This window comes from Cytophagales bacterium (assembly GCA_019456305.1).
Taxonomy (GTDB): Bacteria; Bacteroidota; Bacteroidia; order Cytophagales; family VRUD01; genus VRUD01.
The window spans coordinates 57672-81349 of sequence record VRUD01000006.1 but is presented as its reverse complement, the minus strand read 5'-3'; the positions used below and the strand labels follow the sequence as shown (position 1 = coordinate 81349).

The window sequence follows — 23678 nt, the reverse complement described above, 5'->3', positions numbered from 1 at the left end:
CTTACCGAATCGGTGAATGGGTGAATGGGTGAATCGGTGAATTGCTTCGTTTTCTTTCTCTCCGTTTCTCCGATTCCCCGTTTCTCCTTTTCAGGGGGGCTTGGAGTTGGAGGGGGGCTTTTAATTTGAAGTGTTTTGTTTACCGGAATATCATTACGGCCTACATCCCAATTACCCGGGAAAAGACTTTTGGGAATAGAAAGTGTAAGCCCAACAGGTATCATTTTTACTTTTTGCCCTTTTTGGGTATGTATTACTTCTTTGATCTTATTTCCCGCCAGCCGGACAATTACATTTCCATTGCCGTCAATGGTTTCTTCATCATACATAAGGTCATAATAAAGTGAAACGGGAGGCGAGGAATGGAGGATCAAGTTATGGCTACGTTTATCAAAATCAATAGTATGTTTACCATCAGAAATGATGATTCCATTACGACAATTCACTCTACAAATATCCAGCCTTCCATCAGCATATATGATAAATGCAGGCTTGTTGTACAATGGCGGGCAAACAACTACTTCATTTGTGATCAACAACCCTAAAGGAGAGCCAATATATGATTCGGGCAATCCTAATTTACCTACCAATTCAGCATTCAGGATATAACCTCCATTCCATGCAATTTGAATCTTTTTTCTAAATCTTTTATGAAAATCTTTCACAAAGTCTGTTACCAATTGTGTTTTACCGCTGCCTGTAAATGTTGCAAAATTCCAATTTTGATTTTTAATATCCACCTTTGCTATCACCCCATTCCACGGCAGCCCATCCTCATATTTTCCGGTAACAAATGAATAATCAATTCCTGTAGCCGCAAGTTTACTAACCTTCTCCCGCATTATCCTTGGAGGGTTAGTAAACTTTTCCAGAAAAATATTGATTGGCGTACTTTTTGTTTCTGCATCTTTTTTTAAAAGGTTAAAAACCTGTTCCCGTCCAATTTTTTTACACAACTTATTAAACAAGCTGCTTTTAATTGCCTGGCTAAAATCTTTTGCCGTCTGAACAGGAGTTGGGTAAGCAAGCGTGGTTCTGATACCGGCCGGTACAAATTGGATAAAGCCGCTACCAAGCGGTATCCCCAGAATTTTACTTGTCAGCTCTTTTTCTGCTTTTCCAATATGAAAACGATCTATATCAACAATATCGGTCATTACCGGTGCATTGTCCCCGTTTGCAATGATAAAACCCTTTTGGCGTTTTATTTTGCCCAGTATTTTTAAAGCTTCATGGCCAAGCTGCGGGAAATGTATGCCAACACACCATTGTTTGGTTTTTACAATTTTACAAATACCATATTTGTAAAGTAAGTTTAATTCAGTATCAATAGGATTGGCCGGATTACCTGTCCTGACTTTGTCGGAATCAATCCCGAGTACCCGGGACGAATCAGCTATATAATTTTCTACTGCTTCGGCAGAGAGCCACCTTCCGTGAGGATTATCCGTGCAAAAGATATAAACCGGAGATAAGTTTTTGTAATGTTTCTTTAAATAACCCTCGGTTAATTCTTCCTCTATTTTTAATTTCAATCTCGATCTGATTGGTTGTAATACAAAAAATTCTAATTCATATTTGATATATTCACCCGGAAAGTAAGCAACAGGCACGTTTTCCCTCAGCATTTTTGTAAGCAGCTTCCGGTCATCAATTGCAAGGTTTGAACTATTGGTAAGCTGGAAAAGCGCAAGATTCCAATCAGTAAAAAAATGGGGGCTTATTTTAAAGGTAGTCCTTACAGAAGGAGAGATGATCTGGTGGTATATCATATTGATCAAACCTGTCAGTTCATGGTGGGTAAAATCCTGATAGGGGTAATGTTTTTTGTTGCGGTGACGGTAAGCAAATGAATGATCATGCCGTATTTTAACCTCACCTTTGTAATAATGAAAAATATTGTCAACACAGTTGTAGAATTGATGAAGAGTACCAATTTCTGACTCTGCTGTCCTTTCTGAGTATCCGGTAGAGGAACAACTATCCGAGATACATTTTTGTGCAAAGACCATGGCAATACCCCGGATTTGCTGTTCTTCTACCCTGAAATAACTTGGGTCAATGAGCGATTTTAAGTACAACATGAAAGCAAGCCGTCCAAAACCGGGAAGATAATGCCTGTTTTTTGTATTGATGATATATTCAAGGTCTTTGTTGGTGAATGAAACACATTTTTTATACTCGTTTAAAGCTCTGACAGTAAATCTCATTGACCCTTCATTGGGCTGTAGCTGGAGGTAAAGCCTGTAAAGTATATCCTCAAGCATAGTCTGTAAAGATTGAATACTATATCGTTTTTGAACAACCTTTATGTTATGCTCAACTTCACCAATGTAATTTTGCGGAAAGAATACCCTGTCAATAACCTTATCAACCAATTTATCGGGGATTCGTGTACCATCAAAATCCAGGACTTTCAAACGGTCTTTCTCTTCGAGGTGTTCTCCAATTACTTCTGAATAAACTTTTTCCGGGTAGTATCTTCTACAGAATATGGGTATTCCGCAGGCGGTAGCTTCAATAATGGGAAGTCCCCTGCCTTCAGTTTCGCTTGGCAGCAATATCAGTGAAGCAATATTGTACAATTCGGGTATATCAATGGGCTGATGAAACCTTTTTTTAAAACGCTCTTTATCAAATTCACTGAACAAAAAACCGAAGAACACCCTTTGTCTATACCTGGGCTTTAACTCGTTAAGAAACTCTGAAAATGAATGCAACAATTTTATAAAATATTGAAATTGGCCTAAGGGGATGGGGCCGGTCACCAAAATTGATAGTTTAAGCTGTGGATTGGTTCTAAATTTTGCTATAAAATCTTCATTTTCAAAAAGTTTGCCGACAAGTTTCAAATTCACTTCAATTCTTTTCCTTGGCATCAGCCGGGTAGGCTGGAGGAATACGATGTTGTTATTTATAAAATCAAAGGAACGGGATTTTTTAGCGCCTACCAGAACTGGGAAGGGAAGGAAAGAAGAAGAAGAAGAAGAAGTAGCAGTAGCAGTAGCAGTAGCAGTGGATATTGGATATTGGATATTGGATGTTTGATGAATAATTTCAGCAGGTGTAAATACTTGCAGATTTTTCTTGTAGTTACTGAGTATTGCCTGCACCTGCTGAAAGGCTTTTATTTTATTACGTTTTGTGATTGTTGTAAATATTTTTGTGTCCACTGCCGTACCTATTTCACATACATTTGCAGGGTTATGGCCAAACTGCTCAATAACATGATCGGTCTGGTTTTTATTAATATTTACCGTCATCCATGAGCGTGATTCCCAGGGATAGAGGACTTCAATCTGGGAGAAAAATTCACCCAGATGATCATTGGCAAAGAAGAAATCTCTTGGGCCTGGTTTCAGTCCTTTATTGATAATATCTTCTTTACGATTTCCCCCTTCCCAGTAAAAATCGTGGTTATTATTGATGACCGGGATGCCCAGATATTCGGATATAAGCGCAACAGAAAGCGCTAAAGAGACATTGCCGGGATTGGAGCAAACGTTAATCAGGTAGAGTAGTTGAATATTATTTTTTTCAATAACTTTTCCTAATTTTTCCGTGATGAGGAGAACTTCTTTCCAAAATTTACTTATCAGCTCATTGTACTGCTTGCTTCCCCGTTGTAATTTGGTAAAGAAAAAGTCATTGTATAAATTCCATTTATCAAAACCACTGATCTCTTTGATGATATGTTGACGTATTGACGGGTCTATAAAGCGGTCGGCTTCAGGCAATATTTCACCGGCAATATAGTGTATTTGGTGACCCGCCTGCCTTGTATTGGCTTTGTGAATGGCGGGCAGGTTTGGTGATTTAGTGATTTGATGATTTGGTGAGTATAAAATATTTCTGAAAGCCTTGGCATATTTCTCAACTTCCACGGTAACGCCATCTACAGCAAAAAGAAAAGAAATAAATGCAACGCCTCCTTTAGACAGCTTTTTTTTAAATCCATCAAAAGTCACGGAAAGCTCAGCAGCAGGTACTTTTCTATTCTCTCTGACCCTGTCAATAAACAAGCCCAGGTCAAACCATGTATTGACAGGTTCGGCTTTGAGCTGAGCGATCATCTGCTCTACTCCCGCCTTTGGCGGGACAAGTGTTTTCCCCATATTTTATTAGAATTAAAAAACTCTAATGTATCTCTTTAAAACGATACTTCCAATAAGTTAAGATAATTTTTGGTATTTTAAATATAATCAAGTATTTTTGTTTTTATGAACCCTTTACTAAAAAGAATAAGCGTAGATCCAAATATATGCTTTGGAAAACCATGTATTAGTGGTACAAGAATTTGGGTATCATTGATACTGGATTTTTTGGCAAATGGAATGAGCAAAGATGAAATTCTTAAAGAATATCCTCAATTGACTGAAGGGCATCTCTAAAAACTACATATTTTTTAAAACACACCCCTTGCCCCTCTTGATAGAGGGGAATATATGGTGTAGTTTTTAGAGATGCCCTGAAGATGATATCAAAGCTGCGATTGCCTATGGTGCGGAAATGTCACGTGAGCGATTTGTAGAAATCCCAATTAAAAAAACCGGATGAAATTTAAACTCGATGAAAACCTTGGCCCTACTATAAAACAAATGTTTCAGGAATCAGGTTATGACGTTCATACAATATTTGAACAAAATATGCAATGAATAAATAATATCGAATATCAAACAGTCAGGTTATGGTGAGTAATAAAATTAGTCCTTTCAATAAAAATGAAATATTCATTGGGAACAGTCTCGTCAATGTTTATTAATTTCTCCATAATTATTTACTGACAATAAATTTACCGTTAGAAATTAATTTAGCTTCATTTTTAATAGTGTAGAGATAAACTCCATTTTGAAATTTGCTTACATCAACAAAAACATTCTTAAATGTTTTATCAATTTTAAGATTCTGTATTTCTTTACCATTTGTATCGTAAATAGTAAGAATTGCAAAGGAAGATTCAGTTAATTCATAAGGAATTGTGATATTAGAATTTGCAGGATTTGGGAATACAAATTTATCTTCTAAATTATCACTATTAATATTTTTAATAGAAGCCATTAAAGTGCCTGGTAAAGAAAAAACCTTAAATCCTTCATCATTTGTTTTATATGAGTATAGAATCAACTTTGTGCCATTTGTTGTATTATAGATAAAGGAACTTTTATCATTATATCCATAAAAAGTAGTGCTTCTTTGTTCGACAACTACCATTGAATCTTGTAAAAAAACAACGCTACCATTTTCATTAATTATTTTAACAGACCCACCAACAATCCAACTTGTTGGCTGCCAATTCCTTTTCCAACAGAGTATTTCAATTAGATTATCTGTGTTAAATAAATTTTCAGAAATATAACTAATGCTTAAATTTTGAGTCGCAGGCTGAAGGGTGGGTAACAAAATGGTCTTAAAAATCGAATGGTCTAAATTATACAGTTTTACAATTTGATTAGTTAAATCATATTGTAAATACTTATGACCAGAATTTTCTAATTTAATTATTGATAATCCTTGATTATCAGCATAAGATTGTTCTAATGTAATTTGTGCATTAGAATTATGTGCAGCCATTCCTACTGCAAGTAAAACAATAATTAGCTTTTTCATTTTATTTATTTTAATTTCCTACTCGTCTGGCTTTTCGGTGTCGCCCCGTTTTTTTAAGTGGTTGCTGGTCTCCACTTTTGTATTGCAATATTAAAACATTTTCAAAGTGTTAAGAAGTGACGGTGCTCTTGTCTGTACGTGTCCGCTATGTCGTTTTTTTAAACTTGCCCATAACGAAAAGTATAAAGCCCGTTTTAATGGACTTTATACAATGTTGCACTAAACCTTCGGTAGCTATTTCAGTACTTATATTCAAATTCAGTACTTATATTCAAACTTATTGAAAAAGCTCATAAATTAGCTTTTTTTATTAACCTATTAGGGCAATAATAAGACAATTATATAGATTTAAAATTTTCAAACCTGTCGTTAATTTTAAAGTTTTTATGATAATTTTTTACCTGACCTATCATACTTTTTTTCAAGAGTTTCAATAACTACTGAATAGTACTCTGATCCATCTTTGATTTTCTTTGCTAATACCTCCACTACTTGTGCATCATCATATAAAATAAGTGGTTTAGAGGGATGAATTTCGTCATTTCCGTTGAATATGTCATTTGGAATAACTTTTGAATCTGCAGGTTGCAATGATTCAAAAACTCCTGCTACAAATGTATCTAAATCACCAAGATATGTTTGAGAATTACTTCTGTCTGTAATGTTTGGAGAAAATATGGTTAGCTTAATCCTTACAGAAGTGGTGATTGGTTCCAGTAAATTTTCATTATGTTTTGCTTCTAATGCCTTTAATCTTAATTCTAAAACATAGTTTGCTTCATCGCTTGCCCAACATGATTTTGCTCCACTTTTTCTAGGTGGTCTACCAGTAACCTCGAATTGTAATCTCATTTTCTTGTAAGGATTATTTTTAAAAAAAATATTTTATTGTTTGTTAATGATTTGTAAATTTAAGTAAAATATTTCAAAATTAAAATTAAAAAGGAAAAGTTAAAAATAATTACTTTTTACTTTCTACTTTTTACTTGAAACAAATATTATCTTTGGTAACAGGGTTGATTGCTAACAAGCTTTTTGTATTTATTATCCTTGAGCTTTTTTATACTGTTTTACATAATCTATTTCTTCAAGAGAGGGCATCCTGAATGAAAATGTTGTTTTTCTATTGATATTAGTAATAGAAAAATCACCAATGGTAATAATATCCATTCCAATTAAAATATCACAACCTTTAAGATTTTTTAATTCTGCTACATTTACTTGTCGAACGATAACTTTATCAGGCAAAATAATATCAACAAAAAAAGTATCTGCGGGTTCTTTTAACTCTCCATCTGCACCATATATTTTTCTTTTACTGATTGGCTTTAATCCTAATTCTTTAACAACTTTAGGAGTTATACAAGTCACTGTTGCTCCCGTATCCCAAATAGCTGTAAATATTTTTCCTTTCTTTGCTGGTTGACCAACAACTATAATACCTACCTCTGTACGAAGTTCATTTGCTAAAGCATTATAATTGTAGGTAAAAGCCCTGCTTTTAAGAATTTTATTTTTGCTAAGCATTGACGGGCCTTGAATGAAGTGTTATTGTATAATCGTTTTGCCCCTCACTGCAGCGCTGGATAAGAAAAGTGCCTAATTTATGACCTTGTTCCTGGGTTTTATTATAGGCGTCTAATTCGGTGTCATGAACACCTATTACCTCATTATCTTTTATAACAAGGTATTTGCCAGTGTACTTTTTTACAAGTTTATCTTGATTATCTAAATAATATTTGAACTCTTTGTCTAACATTGTTAAAAATTATATATATAGTTAAATTTGTAAAATAAGGTTTTAAACTCTTTTTTCTATATCATATTTTATTGTTTGTTTTCAATTCGTAAAGATAGTTATTTTTATTTTGCAAAAGATGAATAATCCTTTTCCCTCCAACTCTTTTACTTTATTTAGGTATAAGCATTAATTCTAAAGGTATAGAATCAACGATCTCCTGTTTATTTTTAATATAATTGAGAATTTCAATTCCTACAATTTTCCCATCCAAATCTCTTTTTATGATGGTATCATTATCAAGATCATCACATATTATATTTTTTGATGGTTTTGTGAACCAAATATCTAATGTATTACCTATATTATCGTATGTGATCTTTATGGTGTCCATATTGTTTTTCCCTTTTTAATTTTATCTGTGATATATACTGTTATGATAAATCCACTTCTATTTAAGTGTCTGGCAACTACACAAAGATAATTTGTTTTATGTACAGAATAATACAAAAACACATTTTTATCTGAATTACTTCTTTTGATTTCTATGGGATCTATTAATGTTTCTTTAATTTCATTGTCTAATCCATTCACTTCAGGATGTTTTACATTTCTAATATAATTCCAATGTTCAACTGTAATTTTTATTAGTTTACCGAGCTTACAATTGATTTCGAATAAATTCTTTGTTTCCACTAACTCAAATGCAAATAGTTCCTATCCATTTCTCCTATGGCGAATTTTCAATTCGTAAAGATAGTTATTTTTATTTTTTTTGCAAAAAATATATTGCTTTTTTCAATCCTACCAAATTACTTTAATGTACTTTAGCTTATAATGACAAAATTTAATCGGTTCTGAGTCAAAAATTTAAGATTCACAAAATGATGTTAAATGATACAGGTTTTTCAAAGAATTAAAAAACTCTAATGTATCAGTCAAAATTCGAGCAATTTCCCCAGCTTATCCTTCAAAGAACTATAAGAAAAATGCTTCTTTCCAATCTCAAAATTATATTCTCCGATCTCTTTGCATAATTTTTCGTTATAAATAATTTCTTTCATTTCATCCACTGCTTTACCGGTGAGTACATTATTCTCAAGCATCACAACTTTAAATCCTTTACTGCCAATATCAGGCATGAATACTGGTTTGTAATTATTTACAAAAATTGGTTTTTTAGCTACTACTGCTTCAACAAATGCATTTCCAAAACCTTCATAAGTGCTAAAATAAGTACAGGCGCGTGCATGTGCATAGGCATCAGATAAAGAATATATTTTACTGCCACGGTAACCTATCCATGAATGGTGTTTTATTTTGCTTTCCCCGAATAATACCTGATCCTGGAGATTATAGTCATGTATCAAATCATTTAAGAAATTGTAATATTTACCCACATCATCATCTTTATGGCTGCCGGTAACGATCAATTTGATATTTTCATCTTTAAGCCTGTGAACCAATTCGATCGCCACTTCTATCCCTTTTCGTCCTACTATCCTTGTTATCTGGAATAAGGGGATATCATTTTTGTTTAATCCTAAATCTTTGAGAAGGAATTTATTTTCATCTGTAATTTGCCCAAAAGGAATTTCAAAATCCATAACGTTTGGCACTACATCAGCGTTTATTCCAAACTTTTTTTTGAGCGTTTTTTTGGCGTTCAGGTTAATTACTGCATAGTGAACGTTTTGTGATGATGTTTGCAGGGGAAAAGTTTGCTCAATTAATTGATTTATCTTTTTGTGTGGGGAAAAATATCTGTCATCTCTTTCCCAGGCAAAGTCGTGGTCATGGGTAATCGTGTTGATGCCTGTTTTTTCGATTGCTTTCTTAATTCCAATACCCATGGAAAGATGGGAAGGCAGGGCAGAAGCATTTTCAGATATTAATACTTCAATTTTTTTATCATCTAACCATTTGCAAATTTTACCGGCAATTTTTTCTGAAGTTTTTTCCAGGTGCTCTAACAGCGAAGCAGGATCATCAATGGGATTGAAAAATGCGTGATCTTGCTCCCATTTACAGGTAAGTGAAAAGAAAGACAATACAGGTAACGATCTTTCATGCTCTTTATCTATTTCCCGCTCTTCATATTGCCCTGCCAATAAGAAAATTTCATGCCCCATTTTCTGCAATACCTCGATCCATTTTTCAGCTTCCAGGGCAACACCGTCAACACCACCAATACGGCCGATGATAATACCTATCCTCATAATTGTATCGAAATTTAGTGTAGCAACAAATTAGTAGAGACGCCCAATTTGGGCGTCTCTACTTCTTCATTTTACATATAGTATTTTTAAATTATTTTACAAATTAATGTTCTAAAGTTTACAAATACAAATCCCTACATCATACATATCTACATAAGCGTTAACTCTGGTGTCGCTGATTATTTTTTTCCAGGCATTACGCATACCTTTTGACCAAAAAATATCATCAAACACGAGTATGGAATTTTTGGCAAGGTAAGGATATATCTGCACTAAATATCCAATGGTTGCATGCTCTTCATGGTGGCCATCAATCAAAACGTAATCTATTTTCTTTAATTCATTCAATACATCCGGAAGTGTGTCCTGAAAACGCCCAACTTTAATAGTGATGTTATCCAGCCCAAGCTTCTCAAAATTCTTTCTTGCAATAGAAGTTAGTGATGGCGAGCCTTCAAGCGTATAAAGTTTACCTTGTAAATTGGTCGGATTATCAATCCGACCTACATTCTGATTCAGTTTTAATGCAACAGCCTGGTAGGCAGCAGAAATACCGAGTCCTGTTCCCAATTCCAGGCATACAGCAGGTTTCATTTCCCTGATTATTTTGAAGTATAAAAGTGCCTTACCGGGAGGTGTGCTTGCTTTTCTTGAAACCTGTCTTACCTGCCTGCGCTGATACCGGGTACCCGGGAAGGAGGCCTGATCAGACCTGTAGGATCTAAAAAACCATGTGGCTCCAGAGCCAGCGCCATAATCTACAACAGGGATCTTTTCTGAACAGCTATTTAACTGTTTTCTTATTTTTTCTATTTTATCAACCCATATTGATTCATCGGGCAGGAGGGATTTATTTCTTATAGCAGAAATTTCATTTGCAAGATCATGATATTTCTTCATAATCAATATATTCACCACCCTGGAAATCGGTTTTTTTATTTTTCTTCTTTTGGCCGGGAATGTGCTCTATTGAAATGGTTCCCTTAGCTTTTTTATGGTGGGATCTATTTTGTCTTGTGTTTGAAAAGGAGTTCTGTTTCGTATCAGGAGCGAACAGCCAGATCAAAAATCTGAGAACATAGCTGAATATTTTTGCTATGCTAAGTAAGAATATTATCAAGAATAGTAATAGAAGAAATTTTAGCATGAGGAAACAAAGTCAATTTACATTACAAAGTAGATTTTACCTTCCCAATATCCTCAATCCTTTTCTCAGCGATCTTCATAGCAGCCTGATGGGTGGTAATACCTTCATTCTCAGCCTTATTCAATAATTCCAAGGTGAGATCATATATTTTTTCAGCTTTGGCATAAGCCTTTTCTTTATTGTAGCCGATCAACTCCTGGTAAACATTGATCAATCCTCCTGCATTGATTAGGAAGTCGGGGACGTATAAGATACCTTTTTCAACGCACAATGTTCCATGTACCTGCTCATCCTTCAGTTGATTGTTTGCGCTGCCTGCAATGATGCTGCACTTTAATCTTTCAAGGGTTTGTTCATTCACTGTTGCCCCTAAAGCACATGGCGCATAAATATCCACCTCTACATCGTAAATTTCATCTATATCTACGACTACTGCCTTGTATTTTGAAGCCACCTCCTTTAACCTGTCTTCATAAATGTCAGAGATATAAATTTTACAATTTTCTTTAACCAAATGCTCAACAAGATATTCACCCACGTGCCCAACTCCCTGCACTGAAATCTTTTTACCTTCAAGCCGTTCTGATCCCCACACTTTTTTTGCAGCAGCCTTCATGCCCATATAGGTGCCATACGCTGTAACGGGTGAAGGGTCTCCACCGCCACCCACATTCTCAGGCAAACCCGTTACATGTTGGGTTTCCATAGCAATATATTCCATATCCTTAGAAGTCATTCCCACATCTTCTGCGGTGATATATTTTCCGTTAAGACTTTCAATAAACCTTCCGAACTTCCTGAGCAGCGCTTCTGATTTTTGGGTTTTGGCATCTCCTATGATCACCGCTTTTCCACCGCCTATATTAAGACCTGATATAGCGGCTTTCCAGGTCATGCCTCTTGATAGCCTGAGCACATCATTCAGCGCTTCTGCTTCAGTTTTGTATTGCCACATTCTTGTTCCACCCAAAGAGGGACCAAGCACTGTGTTATGAATTCCAATGATGGCTTTTAGCCCGGTCTGAGGGTCATGGCAGAAAACTACCTGTTCGTGCTGCAGTTCAGAGACCTGGCTGAATACCGAAGTATCCTGCCCAACAGAATCTCTGGTACCGGACACTTCTGATTTTTCTAGTTCTTTGAGTTCAAGCATAATCGTTGATTTATTGACTATTGTTAAGCTATTCTAAAATATAGCCATATATTAATAGGTATTAGCGTTTAGGTATCAAGTCTAATCTATTGATTTTATAAGCCCAGATACATTCCTTTTTTTCGAGCTATGTTTTTTTGTTTTTCCAACTCAGTTGTAAGCTGGTTGATGTAATTTTGGTATATATAATCCCTGAATACAATAATATCTGATTTTTTTCTCGTTTCTTTCAATGCTTTGTAATACAGTTCTTTTTTTTCCGCAGGTTGTATAAGTCTTGGCGTATCAAAAGTAAATAACACTGCATTCATCATTATTCTTGCTGTTCTTCCATTTCCATCAGAAAATGGGTGTATACTTACCAGGCTATAATGCACATCTGCGGCCAGATCAAGAATATCTTTATTGTTTTTTATATTCATGATACTCATGTTATATTTTTTGCACATCTTCATTGTTAATTCTTTTACTTCCGTATGGTGTGGGAAATCACTACCCCCTGCTGTTACAGGCACAAGTCTAAAATCTCCTCTGGCTTCGTCATAAAAACCATACGCAGTATTTATCTGTCTCCCAGTGTGCTTCATCACTATAGCACATACCGACTGTATAAACCCTGGAGTAAATTTCTGTTTCTTTTTAAACTCCTTTAATGCATACGCATATGCTTCTGCATGATCTATGTTCATTTGATTATGTTCCAGCGGTTTAGGAGCTGCAATATTATCGGTCAGCAACAGATACACTTCCTCGTACGTAAGAGAACTGCCTTCAATAGTTGTTGAATGAAAGGTAAAACTTATTTTTTCTTCATCGTTTATATAATCAGGCGCTACCAACCCTTCTTTATTGCAACGTCTTATTATTTTGTCTAACTCTTCCATAATGCAAATGTAATGAAAAAATAAATAAGATTTGTAAACTAAATTCTACTTTTCCGGGTTTAATTGAAATGAGATCAATAAATATCATGTTATATAGTTATTGATTAGTTTACAATTTTTAGAATTATTAATTGTTAAAAATATACACAGATTCCCCCCATATTATTCCCCCGAGCACTCGGGGGGAGTAACTCGGGATCAACAATCCGTACTACAAACTTGAAATCTCTAAGCTACTTAAACAAATACCTTCTGAAATACAAATACAGGTTACTCCTTGGAACCTTATTTGTAATCATATCCAATATTTTTGGAATATTCCCTGCCCAGGTCGTTCGTTATGCTTTTGACCTGGTGGCAGATGTGATCCATATTTATTTCCTCTATGATCAATACGACATACAAAGCGAAATATTTTTGAAATTCTCCCGCAGTATACTTTTATATGCCAGTTTGATCCTGGTGATGGCATTTTTGAGAGGGGTTTTTTTGTTTTTCATGCGTCAAACCATCATAGTCGTGTCAAGATTTATTGAGTATGACCTGAAAAACGAAATTTATGCGCACTACCAAACCCTTCCGATGAGCTTTTACAAAAAAAGCAACACGGGCGACCTGCTTGCCCGGTTTTCAGAAGATGTAAGCAGGGTCAGAATGTACTTAGGCCCGGCCATTATGTACGGTATCAATTTCATTGTACTTTTCACCCTGGTAATATGCTTTATGTTTTCGGTGAACGTGAGATTAACGCTGTATGCACTGATACCCCTCCCGATCCTTTGTATAAGTATTTACTATGTAAGCAACCTCATCAATAAGTATTCTGAGGAAATTCAAAGGAACTTGTCGGGGCTTACCACTTATGTACAGGGAGCATTTTCCGGTATCAGGGTTATTAAAGCTTTTGTAAGAGAAAAGGATTCGGTTGAGAAATTTACCATTGAAAGTAACCACTATAGGGATATATCATTAAAGTTAGCTTTTGTTCAGGCGTTATTTTTCCCTTTAATGCTGCTTTTGATAGGAGCAAGCACGATTTTGACAGTTTATATTGGAGGAATGGAAGTAATTGGGGGAAATGTTACAGTAGGCAATATTGCAGAATTCATTGTTTATATAGCCATGCTTACCTGGCCTGTAGCTTCTTTAGGATGGATCACAAGCCTCATACAGCGTGCCGCTGCATCACAAGAAAGGATCAATGAATTTTTAAAAACAAAAACTGATATTGTATCGGTAAAAGAGCTTAAAAAACCAATCATTGGCAACATTGTCTTTAAAAATGTAAGCTTTGTCTATCCTGATTCCGGGATTGTTGCGCTCAAAAACATCTCTTTTGAAATTAAAAGCGGAGAAACTGCTGCTTTTGTAGGACCGACAGGATGCGGCAAAAGTACAATTGCCAACCTGATCTGTAGATTGTATGATATATCCGGAGGTGCGATATTAATAGATGGTAAAAATATTAAAGATTATAGCCTGCATTCACTAAGAAGCCAGATAGGATGTGTACCGCAAGATGTTTTTTTATTTTCTGATACTATAAAAAATAACATCTCTTATGGTAATGAGCAGGCAGGAGAAGAAGACATTATCAAAGCAGCAAAAGATGCTGAACTATATGACAATGTAATGGATTTTTCCAATGGTTTTGAAACCAGCATTGGAGAAAGAGGTATTACTTTATCAGGAGGTCAAAAGCAACGTGTCTCTATCGCAAGAGCTTTGATCAGAGATCCTCAAATCCTGATTTTAGACGACTGCCTTTCAGCCGTAGATACTAAAACCGGACACGCCATATTAAATAATCTATACAGAACTGTAAATGCCAATAATTTAAAAGTTAAAACCACAATAATCATTTCTCATCGTGTTTCGTCAGTAAAATCAGCCAATAGGATCATGGTTATTAAAGACGGGGAAATAGTAGAAGAAGGCATGCATAAATCCCTTTTAGAAAAAGATGGAGTTTACAGGTCATTGTATGAGAAACAGCTCCAAGCGGAAGAAGAAGTTTAGAAAGGCTTTAGTTTAATATAGCGTGTTAAACTGTATCTTACCTCTGTAAACGTACACGAAATTGATAAAATCGGCAGTCGGCAATCGGCAAAAAGGCAAAATTGATAAAGTCGGCAGTCGGCAAAAAAGCAAAATTGATAAAGTCTCCAGTCGGCAATCTACAGTCCCCAGTCGGCAAAAAACAATTGCCGACTGCCGATTGTGGACTGCCGACTGAAGACTGTGGACTGCCGACTTAAAGGTATTCAATGTGATTTTGAAAAATTATGCATTTTGCAACGTTAGTTTAAACTAAAGCCTTTAGAAATAATAAATAAAATCAATAAAAGGAATCGTTAGTATTGGAGAAGAAGATATGTTAAATATTAAGGCGCTTCCTATACTGTATTGGTCGGTATAATAGCGCCCTCCTATAGAAAATATGTCGGGAGAATTATTATTCTTAGGAATTCCCTGCGGGTTCCAAAACGTGCCAAACACACCCAAAGCAGGATGCCCGATCCATATATTTTCAGTAATAATTGCTATCTTTTCAGTAAATTGATAATGCCCTGCCAGCATGAATATTGGTCTGGGTAATACAAATCCGCCAAAAAATAAATTGCCAACACCTAGGCTAAAATGAAGTTTATTTAGCTCAAAGCTGCTTGATATATAATAAGTTCCACTCAAAGGCAAATATTTTTGAGTGGAATCATCATATATCTTCAGCATGAAAACGCCAGCAGCGATTGAAAACATTTCAGAAGACCATATTTTCAATTTAGGACCAAAATAAAAAGCTGGCTTAAATGGATTTAATGAATCAGAAGTAGGCAAGAGCGTGAGCCCTCCTCCTAAAGTAATGTGATCTGTGATACCATAAGAAAGGTATGGAAATATAAACAAATAATCTGCTAAAATGCCTTCTTTTTTACGAAGGGTGTAACCGGTGGGGCCTAAAAATAAACGTGTATTCTTGTCTGACTGCCAGAAGAAAATTCTGTTTCTTAAATACCGCACTGCTCCAGGACTTACATTTTGAATGTCCACAATGTCGTCATTGGATATTTTCATCGTATCAGCGCCATATAAGAATATTGTTGTATCTGACGTTACCTGTAAAATACGACCAACTTTATAATGACCATTCTTAAACACGATCACCTGGAGCAATGTTGTGTCTTTTATTGAATGATCTTTACCGTAACATGTTATAGACAAGATTAAAAGCAGGATAGAGAATGGTAATTTCATCCTTGTAGGATATTGCCTGCCTGCCAAAGCCTTGGCGCAGGCAGGGATATTGCCAGCCTTCGGTCCGCGGGTTTGAGTAGTGCGGGGTTTTCGGAGCGATAAACTGTCTGCCAGCACAAATGTTTGATTGAAAAACTGAACTTGATTTACCCACGTCACCCCGCATTTCTTAAACCCGCTGTTGACGGTATGTGGCTCTTTCGTCCGCTATTTTGAAAGTCGTTTAATTTCACCTGCGATTTGTCCGATTACTTCTTCGTTTTTTATTTTGTCGTCAATGCTGCATACGATAAAAACTTGTCCACCAAATTTTTTAGTGAAGTCATTAAAACTTTCTCTCATTCTTTCTGTCGCGGAGTAGTTGCCAAAATTTGCTTTTGCAGTAACAGGTTTGATTTGTATGCCAAATGCTTTTTTGCCAACCCAACCAAGATAATCTATGTCTCCAGCGTGGTCAAGTTCGGAGTCGCTTTCTACAAACTTTACATTTGGAAATTCTTTTGCGAGGTTGTCTTCGATAACAGATTTTTCTCTGATGAATCCGTCATAAGTTCTGTTAATGGTTAGATTGAAAATATAATCAACGCAGTTCTGTAATGTAAGTTGGTTAAATGCTTCCGTCCATTCGGGAATTACAATCTCTTTAATTTTTACATAGAGCCGTTCTCCGAGTTCTTCCAGACTTTCTTTCGTGACTTTACTTGGTGTTTTCCCATCTGTGTTTGCATTTTCAAAATACCATTTCTGCCATTCTTCAAATGATTTCGGTTGACACTCACGAATGAGAGCCATCACTGTCCCAACTTTGTTTGGGCGAGACAACTGATAAGTTTGACAGGCGTAATTAAGAACTTTCTCTTTCTTTCCGAATTCTTTTGAATATCGCTTAGGCATTGGTTTGGGCATTGGCTTCGTTAAAAAGGTTAATGAATTTTTGTTTGTATTTAAAATCCGTTTCGCTGTCTACCCGCACCAAACCGTTTTTGATTAAGTGAGCATTGATGAAAGTTTTGTTTTCAAGATATAAGTAGCACATCAAATTGTTTTCGCTGTCGTGTTTTACTGTATCATATTTAAGAAAAACTTTATTCCCTTTTGTTTTGTCTGTAAGAAAATCAGTGGCTTTCCCATTTTTTTTTTTATCTTCTCTAATGCCAATAAGTTTTACGGTCAGGTCATTACTTAGCCGAATTTTTTCAGGGCTGATAATTTCTTTTACAGTAAAATATTCTTCCCTTTTTACTGAACCATTTTTGTCAATCTTAGAGCCGAATTGCAATTTCTTAACATCTATTTTTTTATCAAGCGTATGCGGGTCTTTAAATATATATGGTTGCCTTTGAATTTCTGCTTCAAAATCAAAATTGGTTTTCTCCTTTATAAACTCAAAAGTTGTATCGTGTCCGCCTGAGGCGGATTGATTTGTTGAAAGTTTTCGTTTTATGATTGAAATAAATTCTGGATTGATTTCATAACCAATAGAATTTCTTCCAAGATTTTTTGATGCAAGGTTTGTTGTCCCACTACCTGCAAATGGGTCAAGAACTGTGTCGCCAACAAACGCAAACATTTTTATTAATCGTCTTGGCAATTCTTCGGGAAACATTGCAATGTGATTATCTTGTCTTGCTCCTGCAAAATTCCAATGCCCCGCAAAGTATGTGTTCCATTCCGTTGCTGTCATTTTTGAAAGTTCTTTATTTTCTTTTGTTGGTTTTGGTGCGTCTCCTAATTTTTTGAAAACCAAAATAAATTCATAATCCAATTTTAGAATTCCGTTTCGAGGATATGGATAAGAACCCATTTGCACACCACCACCTGTCGTATTAGATGTAGTTACTTTTTGCCAAATGATAGCGCCCATATAATCAAATCCAATGTTCTCACAGAACTTGATAATTTCTTCTCTAATAGGAATTACTTTATAGCGTCCGTAATAAACGGCACGGGCAAATTGGTCGCCAATGTTCACACACAACCTGCAACCATTGTAAAGGGTGCGGTAGCACTCTTTCCAAACTAAATTCAGGTTGTTAATGTAACTTTCGTAACTGTCGTGAAAACCAATTTGATTGACTGTCCCATAGTCCTTGAGTTGCCAGTAGGGCGGTGAAGTGATAGCCAAATGAACGGAATTATCTGCCAATTCGTTCATCTGTCTACTATCACCGTTTATTATTTTATGATGTGTTTTCAATTATCTTTTATTTTGGAGCAAATTTACGATTAAAAATTTGTCTTTGTCAGTAAGTTGTAAACTGTCACGGTCTTTTTTGCCATTACCGCCAACGGCTGGCCACCTGTAGGGTGAGATGTTGGATACTGGATGCTGGTTACTCTGACACTGGCTTCTTGTGAGTGGTTATAAATATTTATTTCATGTTCATTAGTCCTTATTTTTTGTTTATGGATCATTTCTAAATCGTTAATTTTAAAAGGTTATTAGTAAAAGTTATACCTGATACCCATTCCCGCTATCAATCGGGGAACATAATCCGGTCCTGTAACGTCTAAAAACAGGCCAAAATCTACGAAGATAGCAAAAGGATACTTTTTACCATTTTTGAAGTTGTATTCTACACCCACTAAGGCGTCTGGTCCCACATCAAAGCTACCTTCAAAAAAACCTACCATAACACCGCCTCCCCAATACCAATCTAATTCCGGTAATTCATTAAAATTCATATTACGCTGCATGATATAATTAAATTGCCCCCCTATACCGAATACACCGGAAATCCAGGAGCTAATTCCAACATTCAATTCCAGGCAGCTTAAACGTGCGTATTGTTTAATACTTAATCCCATGGGTTCTCCCAGCCTTACACCCACCCCCCACTCCTGCTTTGCATAGCGGTAACGTTGGGCAGATGAAGTAATGGTAAAAAATAAAGCAATGGCTGTGATAAGGTAAAATTTAGTTCTTATGTTTTTTAACATTTTGAATAATAAATATCGTACTCAGAATAATGAATAATGAATAATGAGTATCCGTTTGTTTATACTTAACTGTTTTACCAGCCTGCCTTGCTAATGCATTGCGGTTGGCGGGCAGGTTGACTGCATGCGTCCATGCAATCATGCTAAATAATATTTAATCTGTGTTTAAAAGTTATACCTCGCACCTAAACCTCCCTGACCAAAAAATAAAAACGGGTTATCAACAATCTCTAAAAATAAGCACAGGTCCAAAAAAACAGATATAGGCACGCCTTCAAAAGTATATTCTGCACCAATTACACCATCTCCGCCAATGTCTATTTCACTTACTTGGTCATGAATCCAGGGAGAACCGTCAAATGGCTTATAACGATAGTTACATACACCAAAAAACCTTACTTGCGCTCCAAATCCGAAATACCATTGAAGAATACCAACATCAATACCACTTATATTATTATGAAACAAATAGTGAAATTGAATTGCCAAAACTGAAGAACGATCATGTCCTAAAAATTCGTAGTCATCATAACTAGCTTTAAAACCACATTTTTTTGTTCTATTAAAGTCCCAAAATCCTGTACTGCCTATATTCAATTCAAAAGCGTTACCTTCTGAAATATATTTTTTTACAGTAATTCCTGTAGGATCACCCAATCTTATTCCAATTCCCCATTGATATTGTTGAGCATAAGTGCAAACGCTGCTTATTAGTACAAAAAATAATAATAGTATTGTCCTCATAATTTTCTATTTTGCTTCAAATATAGTTAGTGTCTGTCAATAATGCATTATTACCACAAATTTATTGATATTTTTTTTTAATTATGTATTTTTGACAAACATACAATAAAAATATCAAAATTCGTAATTCGTAAATTGTCAAACATTCACCAAATACTCAAAAAATACTGGGGCTATGATAGCTTTCGCCCGTTACAGGAAGATATCATTGTTGCTGTTTTAGATGGTAACGATACGCTGGCGCTCTTACCTACCGGAGGCGGAAAGTCTGTTTGTTTCCAGGTCCCTGCTGTTGTGCTGCAAGGTGTTTGCATTGTAGTTACTCCCCTTATTTCTCTGATGAAAGACCAGGTAGAGCAGCTTAAAAAAAGAAAGATCCCTGCTGTTGCTGTTCATTCTGCCATGAAAATTCGGGAAATTGATATTGCATTGGATAATTGTGTCTATGGGGATATTAAATTCCTATACCTTTCTCCCGAACGCCTAAAAACAGAGATATTAAAAGAAAGGATAAAAAAAATGAAGGTTTCCCTGCTGATCGTTGATGAAGCGCATTGTATTTCACAGTGGGGATATGATTTCCGGCCGCCCTATCTTGAAATAGCAGAATTCAGGAAATTGATACCTGGTAAACCGGTAATAGCGTTGACAGCCACTGCAACAAGGGAAGTAAAACTTGACATCCGGGAAAAGCTTGATTTTAAAAACGGGAAGTTGTTCCAGAAAAGTTTTGCAAGGCCCAACCTCTCTTATTCCTGTTTTAATGAGGATGATAAAGAAAGAAAATTACTAAATATTCTTCAGAAAGTACCCGGAACCGCAATAGTCTATGTACGCAGCAGGATGAGGACAAAACAGATCTCGGAGTTATTAAACAGATCGGGTATTAAAGCAGATCATTATCATGCCGGCCTGGATAATGAGAAAAGATCAGCGCGGCAGGACGCCTGGATAAATAACAAAATCAGGGTGATCGTTGCTACCAACGCTTTCGGAATGGGCATTGATAAGCCCGATGTACGGGTTGTAGCGCATATGGAGCTGCCTGATAACCTTGAATCATACTACCAGGAAGCAGGCAGAGCAGGCAGAGATGAGAAAACCGCTTTTGCTGTGGCTTTATATAATCAAAACGACATTGACAACCTTAAAAAAAGAGTTCAGCAGCAAAATCCGTCAGTAAAGTATTTAAAAAAAGTGTACCAGTGCCTGGCAAATTATTACAACCTGGCGGTTGGAAGCAGTAATCTTGCTAATTATGACTTTGAGCTTGAAAATTTTCATAATACTTATCAATTGAATCCTACAGAATCTTACTATGCCCTTAAGAAATTAGAGGAACATGGTTTTATACTTTTGAATGAAGCTTTCTACAGCCCATCAAAAATTTTCCTGGATGTTGACAATAAGACATTATATGAATTCCAGGTAGCAAATAAAAATTCAGACCCGGTTATCAAAGTTTTATTGAGGATGTATGGCGGTGAGCTGTTTTCTAGCTTTATTTCAATTTCAGAGAAAAATATTGCACAAAAGCTGGAAACTGGTATTAAAGAGGTCAAACGCATGCTTGAATACCTGGAAAAAATGAATATTTTAGTTTATGCAAAACAAAACGACAGAGCGCAGCTCACTTTTACGACCCCTCGTTACGAAGCTGCAAAATTGCCGCTCAACAAACATCAACTTCATGAAAGAGAAGCGCTGAACCTAAAAAAAATGCAATCTGTGGTTGATTATGTGCAGCATAAAAACAGGTGCAGAACTTTACTTTTGTTAGCATATTTTGATGAAATTTCAGACAATGCCTGTGGTGTCTGCGATATTTGCTTAGATAAAAAAAAGAAGCTTATTGATTCTGAGCAGTACCGGTTATATCATAAACAAATTCTTCAGGCGGTGAAAATTGAACGGCCAGACCCCAAAAAATTGGTTGAAGTGCTCAAACCTAAAAGTGAAAAAGCATTACTAAACGTGATCCGGGAGATGGTTGATGTCGGAGAGATTGGCTATAATGAAAGTGGGGGGATTGTTGTTAGAGATTAGAGCTATAAAAGTTGTCTATAGAAAGCAGCAAAAATTGAAAATTACTTTAGACATTTTTTTTCGCTTCAGCTCTTATGTTTTTTTCAAAAATATATTGCAGCCAACCAACAGGTAAAGATTTCATAACAAATAAGCTGAATCTATTTAACAACCCGGGGATAATGATTTTTTTCCCATTTAATAATCCGTTTACAGCGATCCGGGCAACTTCATCGGGCGACATTTTCATGAGTTTTCCGATAAGCCCCTGGGCTTCGATCCTGGCAGTTACCTCGGCATGCGTTAAAGTAGGACCCGGACATAAAACGCTCACCTTAACAGATGATGATTTCAGCTCTTCGCTTAAAGCGATTGAAAATGAATATACGAAAGATTTGGAAGCTGCATAAATACTTTTATACGGGATGGGATAAAAAGACGCCACACTGCCTACGTTAAGTATATACGCCTTTGGATAATCTTTCATTCCGGGAATAAACAGATGTGTTAAAGATATCAATGGCTGTATGTTTAACTGAACGATTTTCTCGAATAAAGAAATATCCGTTTTTTCAAATATAAATGTTCCTCCCATACCGGCATTGTTGACTAATATGTTTACTGAAATTCCTTGTTCCACACACCATTCATACAATCGTTGAGAAGCATCTTTCTCTATGAGGTCGGTTGGATATGGATGTACCTTGACCTTATATTTAGTTTCGATATATTCAGCACATTCAGGAAGGTTTTTATCGGGTAATGCTACGAGGACCAGGTCGTGCTGGCGTTTTGCAAACTCTATGGCTATTGCCTTGCCTATACCCTCGCTTCCTCCTGTTATAAGTACACAGGGTTTGTTGGGTTTTACATCCCGAGTACTCGGGACTGAATTGTTTTCGGACATTTACAAAATTTCTGCAATGATACTGCAAAATTATAGTAAACATGGCAATTATCTGAACTTTTTCTCTAATCCTACTGTCAGGTTCAAGAATCGTGTAAGCCCATCTGCCCTCACTTCCCTGAAGATTGTGGGAAAACCCAGCGAAATATTAAAATCCGTCTGCTTTGATACTTTATATAATAGCCCTACATTCACATTTACAGTTAAACTACTGGAACCTTTCAATGCAATCGTTGTGTCATTTTTTATTATTTCATCTTTATATAATAGCCCTCCATTCACAATTATTTCATCTTTTTGTATTCTATATACTGGTAATAATCCGGCAAAATAAGTTATTTTGGGTTTTTCGAAACGTTTTTCAATCCTTAGCATTATATCATCACCTCTTTTGAATTTATTTGACTCAAAATATTCTTCAGCAATACTACTATCTTTATCTTCTGCCCACACTGAATGTAAAAATCCGTTTTCATTCCTGTTGAATGCATGCTGATATCCCACGGCAAAATGCCAGTCCTCATAATAAAAGCTTGCCCCAATTATCAGGTCAGATGTTCCCAGGCTCGTTTGATACGCCATAGGCAAGGGTAAGTCCCTCTGATTTTTTTTATCTGCCTGGTTGGTTGGTATTTTACCGCCAACGTTCAGCATGACAACCCTGTTGTCATCTTGTATAATTTTGTGGGTATAACTGAATGTCAGGTCTCCCAGGCCATTGGTGGTTCCGAGATTCCCTAATACAAAAGCATAGGGGACTTTTACACTTATCAAACCGTTATTCCATGGCATTAATTTCATCTCTAATTGTGTGGTCAATATGATGGCTTCTTCTTCGCCCAATCCAAAACTTTGCGAGGCAGCTATGCTCGAATGAAGCGTGTCACTGATTTGACTGGATCTCATACTTCCGAGAGAGCAAAAGCCGGCATCGCTGCAGCCCTGTCCGAAGGAATGGATATTATATACTAACGCAATTAAAAAATTGATAAATATAAATTTCCAGTAGTTCATTGTAATTAGAATGATTGTACAAATTAACTGATTAATACTGATCTG

Annotated in this window: 23 protein-coding genes; 3 read left to right on the top strand and 20 right to left on the bottom strand. The window is 35.9% G+C overall.

All coding sequences use genetic code 11. The annotated features are described in order from the left end of the window. Positions 1 to 2879 (bottom strand): glycosyltransferase (locus tag FVQ77_02385; protein ID MBW8049189.1); only part of this gene is annotated, 2879 nt, incomplete at its 3' end. Positions 2880 to 4220: 1341 nt separating this feature from the next. Here FVQ77_02385 and FVQ77_02380 point away from each other — a divergent pair. Beyond that, a complete protein-coding gene (locus FVQ77_02380) occupies positions 4221 to 4391 on the top strand; it encodes a DUF433 domain-containing protein (protein ID MBW8049188.1) in 171 nt (56 codons plus the stop codon). A gap of 382 nt (positions 4392 to 4773) precedes the next feature. On the opposite strand, the gene FVQ77_02375 is transcribed toward FVQ77_02380, so the two are convergent. The 11 genes from FVQ77_02375 to FVQ77_02325 form a co-directional block, all read right to left on the bottom strand. Continuing rightward, the gene (locus FVQ77_02375) at positions 4774 to 5607 is read right to left on the bottom strand and encodes a T9SS type A sorting domain-containing protein (GenBank protein MBW8049187.1); all 834 of its coding nucleotides are present in this window, start codon (positions 5605 to 5607) and stop codon (positions 4774 to 4776) included. Positions 5608 to 5991: 384 nt separating this feature from the next. After that, a complete protein-coding gene (locus FVQ77_02370) occupies positions 5992 to 6459 on the bottom strand; it encodes a hypothetical protein (protein ID MBW8049186.1) in 468 nt (155 codons plus the stop codon). A 192-nt stretch (positions 6460 to 6651) separates the two neighbouring features. Beyond that, on the bottom strand, positions 6652 to 7134 hold the full coding sequence (locus FVQ77_02365; protein MBW8049185.1) for a retroviral-like aspartic protease: 483 nt from the start codon (positions 7132 to 7134) through the stop codon (positions 6652 to 6654). Beyond that, positions 7127 to 7366 carry a hypothetical protein gene (locus FVQ77_02360; GenBank protein MBW8049184.1) on the bottom strand — a complete coding sequence of 80 codons (240 nt, stop codon included), beginning with the start codon at positions 7364 to 7366 and terminating at the stop codon, positions 7127 to 7129. The genes FVQ77_02365 and FVQ77_02360 overlap by 8 nt, the downstream gene beginning before the upstream one ends. Before the next feature lie 151 nt (positions 7367 to 7517). Continuing rightward, on the bottom strand, positions 7518 to 7739 hold the full coding sequence (locus tag FVQ77_02355; protein MBW8049183.1) for a DUF2283 domain-containing protein: 222 nt from the start codon (positions 7737 to 7739) through the stop codon (positions 7518 to 7520). Then, positions 7727 to 8041, bottom strand: coding sequence for a DUF4258 domain-containing protein (locus FVQ77_02350; protein MBW8049182.1), 315 nt, complete (start codon positions 8039 to 8041; stop codon positions 7727 to 7729). Before FVQ77_02350 ends, FVQ77_02355 begins: the two co-directional genes overlap by 13 nt. Positions 8042 to 8283: 242 nt before the next feature. Then, positions 8284 to 9564: a glycosyltransferase family 4 protein gene (locus FVQ77_02345; protein MBW8049181.1), complete on the bottom strand. Its 1281-nt coding sequence runs from the start codon at positions 9562 to 9564 to the stop codon at positions 8284 to 8286. Between the two features lie 111 nt (positions 9565 to 9675). Then, complete coding sequence (locus tag FVQ77_02340) at positions 9676 to 10464, bottom strand: class I SAM-dependent methyltransferase (protein ID MBW8049180.1); 789 nt, start codon at positions 10462 to 10464, stop codon at positions 9676 to 9678. Further along, positions 10448 to 10711, bottom strand: a complete 264-nt coding sequence (locus FVQ77_02335; GenBank protein MBW8049179.1) for a hypothetical protein — start codon at positions 10709 to 10711, stop codon at positions 10448 to 10450. Before FVQ77_02335 ends, FVQ77_02340 begins: the two co-directional genes overlap by 17 nt. 22 nt (positions 10712 to 10733) lie before the next feature. After that, positions 10734 to 11864, bottom strand: coding sequence for a Glu/Leu/Phe/Val dehydrogenase (locus FVQ77_02330; protein ID MBW8049178.1), 1131 nt, complete (start codon positions 11862 to 11864; stop codon positions 10734 to 10736). A gap of 95 nt (positions 11865 to 11959) precedes the next feature. Continuing rightward, the gene (locus tag FVQ77_02325; GenBank protein MBW8049177.1) at positions 11960 to 12748 is read right to left on the bottom strand and encodes a Fic family protein; all 789 of its coding nucleotides are present in this window, start codon (positions 12746 to 12748) and stop codon (positions 11960 to 11962) included. A 219-nt stretch (positions 12749 to 12967) separates the two neighbouring features. Between FVQ77_02325 and FVQ77_02320 the strand changes: the two genes are divergently transcribed. Further along, a complete protein-coding gene (locus tag FVQ77_02320; protein ID MBW8049176.1) occupies positions 12968 to 14767 on the top strand; it encodes an ABC transporter ATP-binding protein in 1800 nt (599 codons plus the stop codon). Positions 14768 to 15067: 300 nt separating this feature from the next. Here the strand turns inward: FVQ77_02320 and FVQ77_02315 are convergent, their stop codons facing one another. The 6 genes from FVQ77_02315 to FVQ77_02290 all read right to left on the bottom strand — a co-directional run bounded on the left by FVQ77_02315 (position 15068) and on the right by FVQ77_02290 (position 19687). Next, a complete protein-coding gene (locus FVQ77_02315; GenBank protein MBW8049175.1) occupies positions 15068 to 16162 on the bottom strand; it encodes a hypothetical protein in 1095 nt (364 codons plus the stop codon). Positions 16163 to 16210: 48 nt separating this feature from the next. After that, complete coding sequence (locus tag FVQ77_02310; protein ID MBW8049174.1) at positions 16211 to 16897, bottom strand: MjaI family restriction endonuclease; 687 nt, start codon at positions 16895 to 16897, stop codon at positions 16211 to 16213. Beyond that, positions 16890 to 18158: a site-specific DNA-methyltransferase gene (locus FVQ77_02305; protein ID MBW8049173.1), complete on the bottom strand. Its 1269-nt coding sequence runs from the start codon at positions 18156 to 18158 to the stop codon at positions 16890 to 16892. The genes FVQ77_02310 and FVQ77_02305 overlap by 8 nt, the downstream gene beginning before the upstream one ends. Before the next feature lie 71 nt (positions 18159 to 18229). Then, positions 18230 to 18418: a hypothetical protein gene (locus FVQ77_02300; protein MBW8049172.1), complete on the bottom strand. Its 189-nt coding sequence runs from the start codon at positions 18416 to 18418 to the stop codon at positions 18230 to 18232. 27 nt (positions 18419 to 18445) lie between these two features. Then, positions 18446 to 18943, bottom strand: coding sequence for a hypothetical protein (locus FVQ77_02295; protein MBW8049171.1), 498 nt, complete (start codon positions 18941 to 18943; stop codon positions 18446 to 18448). Between the two features lie 165 nt (positions 18944 to 19108). Next, the gene (locus tag FVQ77_02290) at positions 19109 to 19687 is read right to left on the bottom strand and encodes a hypothetical protein (protein ID MBW8049170.1); all 579 of its coding nucleotides are present in this window, start codon (positions 19685 to 19687) and stop codon (positions 19109 to 19111) included. Between the two features lie 135 nt (positions 19688 to 19822). On the opposite strand from FVQ77_02290, the gene FVQ77_02285 reads away from it, so the two are divergent. Then, complete coding sequence (locus FVQ77_02285) at positions 19823 to 21733, top strand: RecQ family ATP-dependent DNA helicase (protein MBW8049169.1); 1911 nt, start codon at positions 19823 to 19825, stop codon at positions 21731 to 21733. A 46-nt stretch (positions 21734 to 21779) separates the two neighbouring features. On the opposite strand, the gene FVQ77_02280 is transcribed toward FVQ77_02285, so the two are convergent. Continuing rightward, positions 21780 to 22619, bottom strand: a complete 840-nt coding sequence (locus FVQ77_02280) for an SDR family oxidoreductase (GenBank protein MBW8049168.1) — start codon at positions 22617 to 22619, stop codon at positions 21780 to 21782. Between the two features lie 48 nt (positions 22620 to 22667). Continuing rightward, positions 22668 to 23633 (bottom strand): hypothetical protein, encoded by a 966-nt coding sequence (locus FVQ77_02275; protein MBW8049167.1) that lies wholly within the window; start codon positions 23631 to 23633, stop codon positions 22668 to 22670. Positions 23634 to 23678 lie beyond the last annotated feature (45 nt).